Origin of the sequence: Klebsiella sp. ME-303 (assembly GCF_007910085.1) — a bacterium.
GTDB lineage: Bacteria > Pseudomonadota > Gammaproteobacteria > Enterobacterales > Enterobacteriaceae > Klebsiella > Klebsiella michiganensis.
Window position 1 is genome coordinate 39,302 of record NZ_VOJB01000096.1, and the last position, 15,119, is coordinate 54,420.

At 58.3% G+C, this 15,119-nt stretch carries 14 protein-coding genes; 9 read left to right on the forward strand and 5 right to left on the reverse strand.

The genetic code is table 11. The annotated features are described in order from the left end of the window. Positions 1 to 55: 55 nt before the first annotated feature. Together FQK12_RS23425 and xni are read left to right on the forward strand one after the other, a co-directional pair. On the forward strand, positions 56 to 1,999 hold the full coding sequence (locus FQK12_RS23425; RefSeq protein ID WP_014226612.1) for a sigma-54-dependent Fis family transcriptional regulator: 1,944 nt from the start codon (positions 56 to 58) through the stop codon (positions 1,997 to 1,999). A gap of 109 nt (positions 2,000 to 2,108) precedes the next feature. After that, the gene (gene xni / locus FQK12_RS23430; protein ID WP_014226613.1) at positions 2,109 to 2,864 is read left to right on the forward strand and encodes a flap endonuclease Xni; all 756 of its coding nucleotides are present in this window, start codon (positions 2,109 to 2,111) and stop codon (positions 2,862 to 2,864) included. 293 nt (positions 2,865 to 3,157) lie between these two features. Here the strand turns inward: xni and fucA are convergent, their stop codons facing one another. Further along, positions 3,158 to 3,805, reverse strand: coding sequence for an L-fuculose-phosphate aldolase (fucA, locus tag FQK12_RS23435; protein WP_004853673.1), 648 nt, complete (start codon positions 3,803 to 3,805; stop codon positions 3,158 to 3,160). A 560-nt stretch (positions 3,806 to 4,365) separates the two neighbouring features. On the opposite strand from fucA, the gene fucP reads away from it, so the two are divergent. The 5 genes from fucP to fucR all read left to right on the forward strand — a co-directional run bounded on the left by fucP (position 4,366) and on the right by fucR (position 10,197). Beyond that, positions 4,366 to 5,676, forward strand: coding sequence for an L-fucose:H+ symporter permease (gene fucP, locus FQK12_RS23440; protein ID WP_014226615.1), 1,311 nt, complete (start codon positions 4,366 to 4,368; stop codon positions 5,674 to 5,676). 31 nt (positions 5,677 to 5,707) lie between these two features. Beyond that, on the forward strand, positions 5,708 to 7,483 hold the full coding sequence (fucI, locus tag FQK12_RS23445; RefSeq protein WP_014226616.1) for an L-fucose isomerase: 1,776 nt from the start codon (positions 5,708 to 5,710) through the stop codon (positions 7,481 to 7,483). A gap of 103 nt (positions 7,484 to 7,586) precedes the next feature. After that, a complete protein-coding gene (fucK, locus tag FQK12_RS23450; protein ID WP_014226617.1) occupies positions 7,587 to 9,005 on the forward strand; it encodes an L-fuculokinase in 1,419 nt (472 codons plus the stop codon). A 1-nt stretch (position 9,006) separates the two neighbouring features. Next, complete coding sequence (fucU, locus tag FQK12_RS23455; RefSeq protein ID WP_004853682.1) at positions 9,007 to 9,429, forward strand: L-fucose mutarotase; 423 nt, start codon at positions 9,007 to 9,009, stop codon at positions 9,427 to 9,429. A 57-nt stretch (positions 9,430 to 9,486) separates the two neighbouring features. Continuing rightward, on the forward strand, positions 9,487 to 10,197 hold the full coding sequence (fucR, locus tag FQK12_RS23460) for an L-fucose operon activator (RefSeq protein ID WP_014226618.1): 711 nt from the start codon (positions 9,487 to 9,489) through the stop codon (positions 10,195 to 10,197). A 55-nt stretch (positions 10,198 to 10,252) separates the two neighbouring features. On the opposite strand, the gene rlmM is transcribed toward fucR, so the two are convergent. The 4 genes from rlmM to FQK12_RS23480 form a co-directional block, all read right to left on the reverse strand. Further along, a complete protein-coding gene (gene rlmM, locus FQK12_RS23465) occupies positions 10,253 to 11,353 on the reverse strand; it encodes a 23S rRNA (cytidine(2498)-2'-O)-methyltransferase RlmM (RefSeq protein ID WP_014226619.1) in 1,101 nt (366 codons plus the stop codon). Beyond that, on the reverse strand, positions 11,346 to 11,741 hold the full coding sequence (locus FQK12_RS23470) for a DUF423 domain-containing protein (protein ID WP_004853688.1): 396 nt from the start codon (positions 11,739 to 11,741) through the stop codon (positions 11,346 to 11,348). Before FQK12_RS23470 ends, rlmM begins: the two co-directional genes overlap by 8 nt. Positions 11,742 to 11,760: 19 nt before the next feature. Next, entirely contained in the window at positions 11,761 to 12,678 is a 918-nt protein-coding gene (gene gcvA, locus FQK12_RS23475; RefSeq protein WP_004114967.1) for a glycine cleavage system transcriptional regulator GcvA, read from the reverse strand. Positions 12,679 to 13,031: 353 nt separating this feature from the next. Then, a complete protein-coding gene (locus FQK12_RS23480; protein ID WP_014226620.1) occupies positions 13,032 to 13,256 on the reverse strand; it encodes a YgdI/YgdR family lipoprotein in 225 nt (74 codons plus the stop codon). Positions 13,257 to 13,454: 198 nt separating this feature from the next. Between FQK12_RS23480 and csdA the strand changes: the two genes are divergently transcribed. After that, positions 13,455 to 14,660, forward strand: coding sequence for a cysteine desulfurase CsdA (csdA, locus tag FQK12_RS23485; RefSeq protein WP_014226621.1), 1,206 nt, complete (start codon positions 13,455 to 13,457; stop codon positions 14,658 to 14,660). Next, positions 14,660 to 15,097 (forward strand): cysteine desulfurase sulfur acceptor subunit CsdE, encoded by a 438-nt coding sequence (csdE, locus tag FQK12_RS23490; RefSeq protein WP_014226622.1) that lies wholly within the window; start codon positions 14,660 to 14,662, stop codon positions 15,095 to 15,097. The genes csdA and csdE overlap by 1 nt, the downstream gene beginning before the upstream one ends. Positions 15,098 to 15,119 lie beyond the last annotated feature (22 nt).

Genomic DNA, 15,119 nt, shown 5'->3' on the forward strand with positions numbered 1-15,119 from the left:
TGGTTTCCGTCCCCGGCACAGGATAACTTCAGGGCATCAAATACCGGAGGTCACCATGCTGAATCCTGAATTTCCATCCTCTACGCCCGCGCTGATCGACCCGGCGTCAAAAGCGTTTCAGAGCCTGCTGGATAAACTGGCCCCCACCGAGGCGACCGTGCTGATTGTCGGCGAAACCGGCACCGGTAAGGAGGTCGTCGCCCGCTACCTGCATCACCATAGCCCGCGCCGCCACCGGCCGTTTCTGGCCGTCAACTGCGGCGCGCTCAGCGAAAGCCTGGCGGAAGCGGAGCTGTTCGGCCATGAAAAAGGGGCGTTTACCGGCGCGGTACAAGGCCATCCCGGCTGGTTCGAGGCGGCGGAGGGCGGCACCCTGCTGCTCGATGAAATCGGCGAGCTTAGCCTGCCGCTTCAGGTCAAACTGCTGCGCGTTCTGCAGGAGCGCGAAATCACCCGCGTCGGCTCGCGCAAGGCCATTAAGGTGGACGTGCGGGTGATCGCCGCCACCCACGTGGACCTGATGCAGGCCATCCGCGAGCGTCGTTTCCGCGAAGACCTCTACTATCGCCTGAATATCGCTCTCGTCCCGCTGCCGCCGCTGCGCCAGCGTCGCCAGGATATTCCCGTACTGGCGGACCATTTTCTCTCGCTCTACGCCCGCCGCCTGGGCCGCCCGGCTCGTCGTCTGGCCCCGGAGACGCTGGCAAGGCTGATGGAGTACCCCTGGCCGGGCAATATTCGCGAGCTGGAAAACACTCTGCATAACGCGGTATTGCTGAGTAAAGAAGAGGAGATCGGCCCCGCCCAGCTGCGGCTGACGACGCTGAACAATGAGCCCTCGGCGGCGGGCGATAATGAGCTCGACGATTTTATTCGTCGTCAGCTTTCCCTGCCGGGCGAGCCGCTGTGGGAGAGGGTCACCGGGGCGTTGATACGCGGCGCGATGGCCCACAGTGACGATAATCAAAGCCAGGCCGCGGCGCTGCTCGGTATTAGCCGCCACACGCTGCGCACGCAGCTGGCCAATTTTGGCATCATTAAAAGCCGCCGCCGTCAGGAGCCCCTCTTCGGCCCGGCGGTCAACAGCGTCTCTCGCGACCGGGAACTGCGCATCGGCTTCCAGCGCTTCGGCAATCTTGGCATCCTGAAAGCGCGGCAAAGTCTCGAGCAAGCCTTTGCCAGCCGCGGCGTCAGCGTGCTGTGGAGCGAATTCCCCGCCGGGCCGCAGCTGCTGCACGCTCTCGCCTGCGATGAGATCGATTTTGGCACCACCGGCGAAGCGCCGCCGGTTTTCGCTCAGGCGAGTAACGGCGAGCTGGTCTACGTCGCCTGGGAACCGCCCGCTCCGCAAAGCGTGGCGATGGTCGTCCCGCAGCACAGCGACATTCGCACCATTGCCGACCTGCGCGGCAAGCGTATCGCGCTGAATAAGGGCTCTAACGTGCACTGGCTGCTGCTGCATATCCTGGAAGAGGCCGGGCTGGCATTAAACGACGTCAAAGTGGTCTATATTCCGCCGAAATATCCGCTGACCGCCAGCGATTACCTGGCGGTGGACGCCTGGATGATGTGGGATCCGCTGCTCAGCGACGCGGAATATAGCGGCGAATTACGGGTTGTTGCCAGCGGCGAGGGGCGCGTCAATAACCACCAGTTCTACCTGTCGCGCCGCGACTACGCCAGCCGCAATAGCGATATCATGCAGCGCCTGTTAGCCGAGCTGGCGCAGACCGGCCAGTTTATTGACCAGCACCGGGAGCAAGCCGCCGGACTGCTCTCCGCCGAGCTGGGGCTTAACGCCGCCTCTCTGACGCGCGCCTTATCGCGCCGCAGCCATCGTCCGCGGCCGATGGATCTCAACGTGATTCGCGCCCAACAAAGTATCGCCGATCGCTTTTACGCCCTGGGGCTTATCCACAAACCGGTTTCGGTGCGCGAGGCGGTCTGGTACGGCGAAGCCACCAATAGCGATCTCGGCCTGCTGATGCACGTTGATTAGCCGGAAACTGCGAGTCATCTTCCTGATTTCCCTGGCGGCAATAGCCTCATACGCGCGGCGATGTTACCCTGAAAGGCACTGCAATAAGAGCCTATTTATGAGGATATCCGTGGCCGTTCATCTGTTAATCGTCGACGCACTTAATCTGATTCGCCGCATCCACGCGGTGCAGGGGTCACCCTGCGTCGACACCTGCCTGCATGCGCTTGAACAGCTGGTGGTCCATAGCCAGCCAACCCACGTGGTGGCGGTATTTGATGATGAAGACCGCGGCCACGGCTGGCGACATCAGCGTCTGCCCGATTATAAAGCCGGGCGCGCGCCGATGCCGGAGACCCTCGAAGCGGAAATGCCGGCGCTGCGGGCGGCGTTTGAGCAGCGCGGGTTTCGCTGCTGGGCGCTCAGCGGCAGCGAAGCCGACGATCTTGCCGCGACCCTGGCGGTCAAAGTGGCGCAGGCCGGCCATCAGGCAACCATCGTTTCAACCGACAAAGGCTACTGCCAGCTGCTGTCGCCAACGATCCGCATCCGCGACTATTTTCAGAAGCGCTGGCTTGATGCGCCGTTTATCGCCAAAGAGTTTGGCGTAACGCCGGAACAGCTGCCTGACTACTGGGGGCTGGCGGGCATCAGCAGCTCCAAGGTTCCCGGCGTGGCGGGCATTGGGCCGAAAAGCGCCGCCCAGCTGTTAACCGATTTTCAGGATCTGGAAGGGATCTACGCGCGGCTGGCGGACGTGCCGGAGAAGTGGCGCAAGAAGCTGGAAGAACAGAAAGAGATGGCCTTCACCTGCCGGGACATCGCGCGCCTGCAAACCGATTTACAGCTGGACGGCAACCTGCAGCAGCTGCGGCTGGCCCGGTAGCGCCGGGCCGCGGTGCGCGCGGCTTCCCGGAGGCGATGCTGCGCATCTGTCCGGGCTACCAAACCGCAGACGGTGAGCGCATTCCCCGGGTCGCGGCTTACGCCTTACCCGGGCTACCGCAGACGGCGGTGAGCCCGTAGCCCGGGCAGGCGCTTGCACCGTCCCAGGGTGCAAAGCACAGAGGGGCAGCCCGTAGCCCGGCTAAGCGCAGCGCAAGCCGGGGAATAACAGCGCCGGGGTATCAGCCCAGCACATCTCCCGGACGCAGCCGGCAGAAGCCTTCGCTTACGGCATCACTCTTCGATACGCAATCCGTAGGTTTTGAATTTCTCCAGCACGATAGCAATGGCCTCGTCGCCAAGAACCGGCACCGGGTCGGTGATGGCCAGAGTGCTGAGATAAAGCTGCGCCAGCACCTCAACTTCATGCGCCAGCCACAGGGCCTTCTCCAGATTCTCTTCACAAGCGATCAGGCCATGGTGCTGCAGCAGCGTCGCTTTGCGGTTTTTCAGCGCCACGGCCACATGCTCAGACAGCTCGCGGGTACCAAACGTGGCGTAGGGCGCACAGGGGATAGAGTTGCCGCCCGCCGCAGCAATCATATAGTGAATGGCGGGAATGGGACGATTGAGGATCGACACCGCCGTAGAGTGAACCGCATGATTATGTACCACCGCGTGAGCATCAGGCCGCGTCTGATAAGCCGCCATATGAAAACGCCACTCGCTGGACGGCAGTTTGCCCTGTTCATGCTGACCTTCGGCATCGATATACACAATGTGCGCTTCCGTCAGCTTTTCGTAAGGAATACCCGTTGGCGTGATCAGCATCCCCCCTTGATAACGCACGCTCACGTTACCGGCGGTTCCCTGATTTAACCCCAGGCGGGTCATTTCCAGGCAGGTATCAATAATCTGCCGGGCCAGTCTATTTCGTTCCATTCTTTACCTCTCTTTATGATGCGCAATGCGACAACAGACGGCTCGCCGGAGATGACGCTCCGACGCTGTTGAATAGCTCAAATAATTACTCACCATCATCATCCCGAATAAGCAGAAAGGAATTTACATCCGCCGGTTCTGTGATTCCTCTCACTTATTTCAGTATAAAAACAACCGTTCATTGATTTTTGCTTTCTGAAAAATGCCCGTTCTTACTAATAGATTTAAAAACGGGCATTTTACTGATAGTTTTAACAACTGCCCGTTTTCCACATAATAAAATAAATCGGTCATCGAGCCTGTGGGTTTTACAATTAACTTTCTCAAACGGTCATGTTTTTCTGATTATTAAAGTGATGATAATCACATAAAACCACCGAGTGGATACGAAGTGTGACCGCTATCATATTAAAAGGCTTTTTTAATTTGAAAATGAATTCATGAGTTCACTCCGTGATGTTTATTTCACTGTTGATGTCGTCACAAGAGCTCGCCTGATTTTTGCGGTCTGGTGGGCATAAGCCGGCTGCTGAACACGCTTCTGAACCAATGAGGATGCTATGGGAAACACAACAATACAAACGCAGAGTTTTCGTGCGGTAGAGACAGGGCAAAGCAAGCGCTACATTATTCCCTTCGCCCTGCTGTGCTCGCTGTTTTTTCTTTGGGCGGTCGCAAATAATCTCAACGATATTTTATTACCACAATTTCAACAAGCCTTTACCTTAACCAACTTCCAGGCTGGACTGATTCAATCCGCCTTTTATTTCGGCTATTTCGTCATTCCCATTCCGGCCGGAATTTTGATGAAAAAGTTAAGTTATAAAGTCGGCATTATTACCGGACTGTTCTTATATGCTTTTGGCGCCGCGCTATTCTGGCCCGCCGCTGAAGTTATGAATTACACCTTATTCCTGATTGGCCTGTTTATTATTGCTGCAGGCTTAGGGTGTTTAGAAACCGCGGCAAACCCGTTTGTTACCGTCTTAGGACCAGAAAGCGGCGGTCACTTCCGGCTTAATCTTGCCCAAACGTTTAACTCGTTTGGCGCCATTATTGCGGTGGTTTTTGGGCAAAGTCTCATTTTGTCTAATGTGCCGCATCAATCGCAGGATGTGCTCGATAAAATGGCTCCGGAGCAGCTTAGCGCCTATAAACACAGCCTGGTGCTCTCGGTGCAAACCCCGTATATGATCATCGTCGCGGTTGTCTTACTGGTCGCTCTGTTGATTATGTTGACCAAATTTCCGGCCCTGCAGAGCGACGACCATAGTGACGCCAACCAGAGTTCCTTCTCCGCTTCCCTTGCTCGCCTGGTCCGCGTTCGCCACTGGCGCTGGGCGGTGCTGGCGCAGTTCTGCTACGTCGGCGCGCAAACCGCCTGCTGGAGCTATCTGATTCGCTACGCTATCGAAGAGATCCCCGGCATGACGCCCGGTTTCGCCGCCAACTATCTGACCGGCACGATGGTGTGCTTCTTTATCGGCCGCTTCTCCGGTACCTGGCTCATCAGCCGCTTCGCGCCGCATAAAGTGCTGGCAGCCTATGCCCTGCTCTCGATGATCCTGTGCCTGATTTCCGCTTTCACCGGCGGCCACGTGGGTCTGCTGGCCCTGACGCTGTGCAGCGCCTTTATGTCGATTCAGTATCCGACCATCTTCTCGCTGGGCATCAAAAACCTGGGGCAGGACACCAAATACGGCTCCTCTTTTATCGTCATGACCATTATTGGCGGCGGGATTGTCACTCCGGTGATGGGCTTTGTCAGCGACGCAGCCGGCAACATCCCCACCGCGGAGCTGGTCCCGGCGCTGTGCTTTGCCGTCATCTTCATCTTTGCCCGTTTCCGTTCGCAAACGGCAGCTAACTAAACATTTATCCGAATAACGTGAGGAATCTGGAATGAAAAAAATCAGCTTACCGAAAATTGGCATCCGCCCGGTGATTGATGGGCGCCGCATGGGAGTGCGCGAGTCGCTGGAAGAGCAAACCATGAATATGGCGAAAGCCACCGCCGCGCTGATCGCGGAAAAACTGCGTCACGCCTGCGGCGCGCAGATTGAGTGCGTCATCGCCGACAGCTGCATTGCGGGCATGGCGGAATCCGCCGCCTGCGAGGAGAGATTCAGCAGCCAGAACGTCGGCGTCACCATTACCGTGACTCCGTGCTGGTGCTACGGCAGCGAAACTATCGATATGGACCCGCTGCGGCCAAAAGCCATCTGGGGCTTTAACGGCACCGAGCGCCCCGGCGCGGTTTACCTTGCGGCAGCGCTGGCGGCCCACAGTCAGAAGGGTATTCCGGCGTTCTCCATTTATGGTCACGACGTGCAGGACGCCGACGACACCTCCATTCCGCCGGATGTCGAAGAAAAACTGCTGCGCTTTGCCCGCGCCGGCTTAGCGGTGGCCAGCATGAAGGGCAAAAGCTATCTTTCCGTTGGCGGCGTGTCGATGGGGATCGCCGGTTCTATCGTCGATCACAACTTCTTCGAGTCCTGGCTCGGTATGAAAGTGCAGGCGGTGGACATGACCGAGCTGCGCCGCCGCATCGACCAGAAAATCTATGATGAAAGCGAGCTGGAAATGGCGCTGGCGTGGGCGGATAAAAACTTCCGCTACGGCGAAGACCAGAACGCGCAGCAGTATAAGCGCAACGCCGAACAGAGCCGCGCGGTGCTGAAAGAGAGCCTGCTGATGGCGATGTGCATCCGCGACATGATGCAGGGCAACAAGAAGCTGGCGGAAAAAGGGCTGGTCGAAGAGTCGCTGGGCTACAACGCCATCGCCGCGGGCTTCCAGGGCCAGCGCCACTGGACCGATCAATACCCTAACGGCGATACCGCCGAAGCGCTGCTCAATAGCTCGTTCGACTGGAACGGCGTACGCGAACCCTTCGTCGTCGCCACGGAAAACGACAGCCTCAACGGCGTGGCGATGCTGATGGGCCACCAGCTGACCGGCACCGCCCAGGTGTTTGCCGACGTGCGCACCTACTGGTCGCCGGACGCGGTTAAACGCGTCACCGGCCAACCGCTCACCGGACTGGCGGAACACGGCATTATCCACTTGATCAACTCCGGTTCAGCGGCGCTGGACGGCGCCTGCAAACAGCGCGATGCGGAAGGCAAGCCAACCATGAAGCCGCACTGGGAAATCAGCCAGCAGGAGGCCGACGCCTGCCTCGCGGCCACCGAATGGTGCCCGGCGATTCATGAATATTTCCGCGGCGGCGGCTTCTCCTCCCGCTTCCTGACCGAAGGCGGCGTGCCGTTCACCATGACCCGCGTGAATATCATTAAAGGCCTCGGCCCGGTACTGCAGATTGCCGAAGGCTGGAGCGTAGAGCTGCCGAAAGCGATGCATGACCAGCTGGATGCCCGCACCAACTCCACCTGGCCCACCACCTGGTTTGCGCCGCGCCTGACCGGTAAAGGCCCGTTCTCCGACGTCTACTCGGTGATGGCGAACTGGGGCGCTAACCACGGCGTGCTGACCATCGGTCACGTTGGCGCCGACTTTATCACCCTGGCGTCAATGCTGCGGATCCCGGTGTGCATGCATAACGTAGAAGAGGCGAAAATCTACCGCCCCTCCAGCTGGTCTGCGCACGGGATGGATAGCGAAGGCCAGGATTACCGCGCCTGCCAGAACTACGGCCCGCTGTATAAACGTTAAAAATGCCTGATGGTGCTGCGCTTATCCGGCCTACGGATGATACCGTTCCCGTAGGCCGGATAAGGCGTTTACGCCGCCATCCGGCAACGTCTCGGGAGAGATTATGAAGAATGAAGTCATCCTGGTCCTCGACTGCGGCGCCACTAACGTACGGGCGATTGCCGTTGACCGTCAGGGGAATATTATCGCCCGCGCCGCAACGGCCAACGCCAGCGATATCGCCGTGGAGAACAGCGCCTGGCACCAGTGGTCGCTGGAGGCAATCCTGCAACGCTTCGCCGAATGCTGTCGGCAAATTGCCGACCCGCTCTCATCCTGCACGGTTCGCGGCATCACGGTCACCACCTTCGGCGTCGACGGCGCGCTGGTGGATAAACAGGGCAAGCTGCTCTATCCGGTCATCAGCTGGAAATGTCCGCGTACCGCGGCGGTGATGGACAATATCGGCTGCTTTATGCCCGCGCAGCAGCTCCAGCAGATCTCCGGCGTCGGCGCATTTGGTTTCAACACCCTGTATAAGCTGATATGGCTGAAAGAGAACCACCCGCAGCTGCTGGAGCAGGCCCACGCCTGGCTGTTCATCTCCTCGCTTCTCAACCAGCGTCTGACCGGCGAATTCACGACCGATATCACCATGGCGGGCACCAGCCAGATGCTGGATATCCACCAGCGGGATTTCAGCGCGCAGATTCTGCAGGCCACGGGATTGCCGCGCCGCCTGTTTCCCCGGCTCGTTGAAGCGGGCCAGCAGATTGGCACGCTGCGAAGCGATGCCGCGAAGATGCTGGGTTTAGCCGTCGGCATTCCGGTTATCTCCGCCGGGCACGACACCCAGTTCGCGCTGTTTGGCGCGGGCGCGGAGCAGGATGAACCGGTGCTGTCGTCCGGCACCTGGGAAATTCTGATGGTGCGCAGCGCCCAGGTGGACACGTCGCTGCTCAGCCACTATGCGGGCTCCACCTGCGAGCTGGATTGTCAGCCGGGACGCTATAACCCCGGCATGCAGTGGCTGGCCTCCGGCGTGCTGGAATGGATACGCCAGCTGCTGTGGACGCCTGAGACGCCCTGGCAAACGTTGATTGAAGAGGCCCGGGCCCTCCCCCGCGGCGCTCAGAAGGTGAAGATGCAGTGCGACCTGCTATCCAGCCCAACCGCAGGCTGGCAGGGCATAACGCTGAATACCACCCGCGGTCATTTCTACCTCGCCGCGCTGGAAGGATTAGCCGAACAGCTAGCGCACAATCTGCAAACGCTGCAGCAAATCGGCCACTTCAAAGCCCGCGAGCTGCTGCTGGTCGGCGGCGGCAGCCGCAACGCGCTGTGGAATCAGATCAAAGCCAACAGGCTGGAGATCCCCATTAAAGTACTCGATGACGCCGAAACCACCGTCGCCGGCGCCGCCATGTTTGGCTGGTATGGCGTCGGTGAATTCAGCAGCCCGGAGCAGGCCAGAGCGCAGGTGAGCTACCGGTATCGTTACTTTTACCCGCAAACCGAACCCGAACTGATTGAGGGAGTATGAGATGCTAAAAACGATTTCCCCGTTGATTTCCCCGGACCTCCTCAAAGTGCTGGCGGAAATGGGGCATGGCGATGAGATTATTTTTTCCGATGCCCACTTCCCGGCCCACAGCATGGGGCCACAGGTCATTCGCGCCGACGGCCTGCGGGTGAGCGACCTGCTGCAGGCGATTATTCCGCTGTTTGAGTTAGACAGCTACGCTCCGCCGCTGGTGATGATGGCCGCCGTGGAAGGCGACGCCCTCGACCCTCAGGTAGAAACGCGCTATCGCGAGGCGCTTTCCGGCCCCGCGCCCTGCCCGGAGATCGCCCGCATCGACCGCTTTGCTTTCTACGAGCGGGCGCAAAAAGCCTTTGCGATCGTTATCACAGGTGAGCGCGCTAAGTACGGGAATATTCTTTTAAAAAAAGGAGTAACGCCGTAATCTCATGCCGGAGCGCCCGTCTGATGCGGGCGCTCAGCGAACGCCAGGGTGAGAAAAATGAAAGCGGCACGACAGCAAGCGATACTAGACCTGCTCATTAACCATAACAGCCTGACCACCGAAGCCTTATCGCTACAGCTTAACGTCAGCAGAGAAACCATTCGCCGCGATCTCAGCGAGCTCCAGTCCCAGGGGAAAGTGCTGCGTAACCACGGTCGGGCAAAAGTCATTCACCGGCAAAGCCGTGACAGCGGCGACCCTTTTCATATCCGTCTGAAAAGCCACTACGCGCACAAAGCGGACATCGCCCGCGAGGCGCTTGCGTGGATAGAAGAGGGGATGGTTATCGCCCTTGATGCCAGTTCCACCTGCTGGTATCTGGCCCGCCAGCTGCCGGATATCGACCTTCACGTCTTTACCAACAGCCAGCCGATTTGCCAGGAGCTCAGCAAGCGAGAGAACATTCAGCTTACCTGCTCCGGCGGTACGCTCCAGCGGAAATACGGCTGCTACGTCAGCGCGTCGCTTATCTCACAGCTCAAAGCGCTGGAGATCGACCTGTTCATTTTTTCCTGCGAGGGCATCGACAGCGACGGCGCGCTCTGGGACTCAAATACGGTGAACGCCGAGTTCAAATCGCTGCTGCTTAAGCGAGCGTCGCAATCGTTATTGTTGATTGATAAGAGCAAATTTAATCGTTCAGGGGAGGCGCGGATCGGCCATCTGGATGATGTGACGCATATTGTTTCGGACGTGTCGCAGTCGTAACGGCTATGGCAGCGCCGGATAGCGGCTTAACACCCTATCCGGCCTACAGATCAAACTAGCGTTCGTCGCGGCGACCGCCGACGGCAGCCCACAGGCGGCGAACGTGAACCGTCACCTCTTCGCGATCGTGATACAGCTGGCGCGCCTGGATTTGCGCGTTGATGCCGTGCTCGTCCAGCTGTTCCTGAATATAGGCCAGGTTGCGCGACAGCTCTTCGTAGCGTTTTTTCATCGGCAGCTTCAGGTTAAAGATGGTTTCCCGGCACCAGCCGTTCACCAGCCACTGGGCCATCAGCGCCGCCACTTTTGCCGGTTTCTCCACCATATCGCACACCATCCACGAAATGTTGTTGCGCGTCGGGCGATACTTGAAGCCATCTTCACGCAGCCAGGTCACCTGGCCGGTATCCATCAGGCTTTGCGCCATCGGGCCGTTATCCACCGAGGAGACCCACATATTGCGTTTCACCAGCTGATAGGTCCAGCCGCCGGGGCAGGCACCAAGATCCACGGCGTACATACCGTTCGCCAGGCGCTCGTCCCACTCATCCGCCGGAATAAAGACGTGAAACGCCTCTTCCAGCTTAAGGGTCGAACGGCTCGGCGCATCGGACGGGAACTTGAGCCGCGGAATGCCCATATAGAACGGCGAGTTGTTGTTAGACAACGAGTAACCGGTGTAGCAGCAGCCGGGGGCGATAAAGAACACGTGGACCACCGGACGCTTTGGCGTTTCATAGTTGGTCAGCACGCCCGCTTCGCGCAGCGCCGCGCGCAGCGGTACCGTAAACTTGCGGCAGAACTTCATCAGCTCTTTGCTTTCGTTGGTATCGGCCACTTCAACGCGCAGCTCGCCGCCCTTCTCCACCACGCCCTGCAGCATACCGACGATCGGGGAAATCCGGTCTTCCGGCGGCAGGTCGCGCAGCAGTTCGCCAACCACAAACATCTGGCGGGCAAACACCAGCGAGCTGAACGGCAGTTCGCGCACCAGCTTTTCGCCATCTTCGGCCTGGTAGCACTCAAAAATCACATAGCCGGAGTCGTCTTTAACCCGGGCAAAACCAAACACCTCAAGGCGCGAGGCCTTATCGGTAATTTCTGCTGCGCACTCTTTCTCAAACCCAGGGCGACAATAGAGGACAACTTTATTCATGAACAACGCCCTTACGTTTCAGACGAATTGCACCAATTAACATTAATATCCAACCGGCGAGGAAGCAGACGCCCCCAACCGGCGTAACGAACGCCCACAGGCGTAAATGCGAGAGCGCCAGACAGTAGAGGCTGCCGCTAAAAAGAACGGTACCGAGCGCCATAAAGACGCTGCTCCAGTAAAACCAGATGCTGATGCGGCGCTGCATCGCCACCGCCAGGCCAAAAATAGCCAGCGTATGGAATGCCTGATACTGCAGGCCGGTGTGGATCCAGCCCATTTCCGCAACGCCCATCGTTTTACTCAAAACGTGCGCGCCAAAAGCGCCCAAAGCCACAAAGATAAAACCGCTTATCGCGGCGAAAATCAGCATAAAACGGCTGGTCATGTGTTTACCCTACGATGATTTATTGTTCATAACGAAAGCGAAATTTTTCTTGTTCATTAGCCGCTTTTGCCAGAATCCACTGGCGGAAGGCGGCTATTTTACCCAGTTCTGCCTGACTGTCATGACAAACGAGATAAAACGCATTCTTACTGACCAGAACATCATTAAACGGGCAGACCAAACGGCCCGCCTCAATCTCGGACTGCGCCATCACATTGTTGGCCAGCGCGACCCCCTGTCCATGGATTGCCGCCTGCAGCACCATTGCGCTGTGGCTAAATATCGGTCCCTGTTGAACATTAATATGGTTTAGACCTAACTGGCGGGTATAAGTTTGCCAGTCGCGGCGGGAAGCATCGTGCAACAGGGTATGTTGCGCCAGATCGGCAGGCGTTTTCAACGCTTTATCGCCGGTGAGCAACAGCGGTGAGCACACCGGGAGCAGATATTCGGCGTACAGCTTTTCCACCCGCAGCCCCGGCCAGTTGCCGCGGCCGTAAAAAATCGCCACGTCGACATCGTCGGCCAGCTTATCCTCCTGACGGTCCACGGCCTGGATCCTGACGTCGATTCCCGGATAAGCTGAGTTAAAGCTTGTGAGCCTTGGCACCAGCCACTGAATGGCAAAACTGGGGAGCATACTGACGGTTAAGGCCCCTTTTGCGCTTCGGGCCTGAAGCTTGCGGGTCGCTTCGGTGAGCTGCGAAAAAATCTCTTTGATATCCTGAAAATAGCTCTGCCCCTCCTCCGTCAAAAGAAGAGAACGATTGCGTCGACGGAACAGCTTGAGGCCGAGGAAATCCTCCAGGGACTTGATTTGGTGGCTGACTGCGGCCTGCGTCACAAAAAGCTCATCGGCGGCGCGAGTGAAGCTAAGATGGCGGGCGGCTGCATCAAAAACACGTAATGCATTCAGAGGTGGCAAACGCTTGGACATAGTTATTCTGGCTTAGATGTTAAGGCAATTTAACAAACAGGAAACAATAGTTAACCTATTAGTTTTTTTTATCTGAGCTATTATAATTTGTCCGTTGAGCTTCTACCAGCAAATACCTATAGTGGCGGCACTTCCTGAGCCGGAACGAAGAGCTTTTTTTGGAATGCGTGTTCCAACAAGCTTTTGGCTTACGGTTGTGATGTTGTGTTGTTGTGTTTGCAATTGGTCCGGGTTTGCGGACCATGGTAGCTCAGCTACCCCTTTTCACTTCCTGTACATTTACCCTGTCTGTCCATAGTGATTTAATGTAGCACCGCACTGCGCGGTGCTTTTTTTTGCCTGCTATACCGAAATCACTTATCCAGTTCGCCCAGCTGTTTTACGTCAGAACGGTTAATCTGCTGCTTGTTACCCCAGGCATCTTTGTACGAAATCATGCCAGTATCATTATCCGTTTGCGGTTTGCCGTCGGTCACGATGGTGCGCCCATCGTTGGTATGCATCACGTAGTTGGAGGAGCAGGCGCTCAGGCCAAAGGTCAGCACACAGGCAGAAATAATTGCGGCAGTCTTATTCATTTTCATCTTTCTCTCCTTTCGACTATTTATACTGTTTATGATTCGTTCTGTACCAGGTTAAAACGCAAACCCAACACTATTCAGCATAACTATCTTTTACCCACCCGAAGCCATATTCAGAAAATTCCAGTCGTTAGCAGAAACCTTGTATCACCCGCCGATTTGCGCGACGATCCTGATATCGATACGAGGAATCTCATGAACGCATTCAACCCCGTCCAATTTCGCGCCCAGTTCCCGGCGCTGGCCGACGCCGGCGTCTATCTTGATAGCGCCGCGACAACCCTCAAACCGCTGGCGGTCATTGAGGCCAGCGACCAGTTCTATCGCCTTAGCGCCGGTAACGTCCACCGCAGCCAGTTCGCCACCGCCCGTCAGCTAACCGAACGCTATGAAAACGCCCGCGAACGGGTGGCAACGCTGCTCAACGCCCCTTCCGGCCAGGATATCGTCTGGACGCGCGGCACCACCGAAGCCATTAATATGGTGGCGCAGAGCTACGTGCGCCCGCGCCTGAAACCCGGCGATGAGATTATCGTCAGCGAAGCAGAGCATCACGCCAACCTGGTGCCGTGGTTAATGGTTGCCGGGCAAACCGGCGCGCGGGTGGTGAAGCTGCCGCTGGCGGGCAACCGCCTGCCGGACGTGGCGGCGCTTGGCGCGCTTATCACGCCGCGCAGCCGGGTGCTGGCGATTGGCCAGATGTCCAACGTCACCGGCGGCTGTCCGGATCTGACGCTGGCAATACGCCAGGCCCGCGCTGCCGGGATGGTGGTGATGGTCGACGGCGCGCAGGGAGCGGTACATTTCCCGGCGGACGTCCAGGCGCTGGATATCGACTTTTATGCTTTTTCAGGCCATAAGCTCTACGGGCCGACCGGCATCGGCGCGCTGTATGGCAAAAGCGAACGGCTGGCGGAGATGTCGCCGTGGCTCGGCGGCGGAAAAATGATTACCGAAGTCACCTTCGATGGCTTCAAAACCCAGCCCGCCCCCTGGCGCTTCGAGGCGGGAACGCCCAATATCGCCGGGGTGATCGGCCTGAGCGCGGCGCTGGAGTGGCTGGAGGAAACGGACATCGCGCAGGCGGAAAACTGGAGCCGCGGCCTGGCGACGCTGGCGGAAGACGAACTGGCGAAACGTCCGGGCTTCCGCTCCTTCCGCTGCCAGGACGCCAGCCTGCTGGCGTTTGATTTTGACGGCGTTCACCATAGCGATATGGTGACGCTGCTGGCGGAGTCGGGGATCGCGCTGCGCGCCGGTCAGCACTGCGCCCAGCCGCTGCTGGCGGCGCTTGGCGTCAGCGGCACGCTACGGGCCTCCTTCGCGCCCTATAACACGCAAGACGATGTCTACGCGCTGGTGCACGCCGTGGACCGCGCTCTGGAAATACTGGTGGATTAATGACGACTTCTCACCCTTTTGGTACCCGCATCACCGAGGCATCTCTACGGCAGACCTTTACCCCGCTCAGCCAGTGGGAAGATAAATACCGCCAGCTGATTTTACTGGGTAAGCAGCTTCCCGCGCTGCCGGACGACCTGAAAGCGCGAGCCAAAGAGATTGCCGGTTGTGAAAACCGCGTCTGGCTGGGGCACGTCGTTGACGCCGAGGGCAAGCTGCATTTCTTCGGCGATAGCGAAGGCCGCATCGTGCGCGGCATGCTGGCGGTGCTGTTGACCGCCATAGAAGGCAAAAGCGCCGCTGAGCTGCTGGCGCAGGATCCGCTGGCGCTATTTGATGCGCTGGGGCTGCGCGGCCAGCTGAGCGCCTCGCGCAGTCAGGGGCTCAGCGCCCTGAGCGAAGCGGTGCTCGCCGCCGCCCGCGAGGTTGAGGTTTAAGCTTATCCCGGGGGCGGCGCTT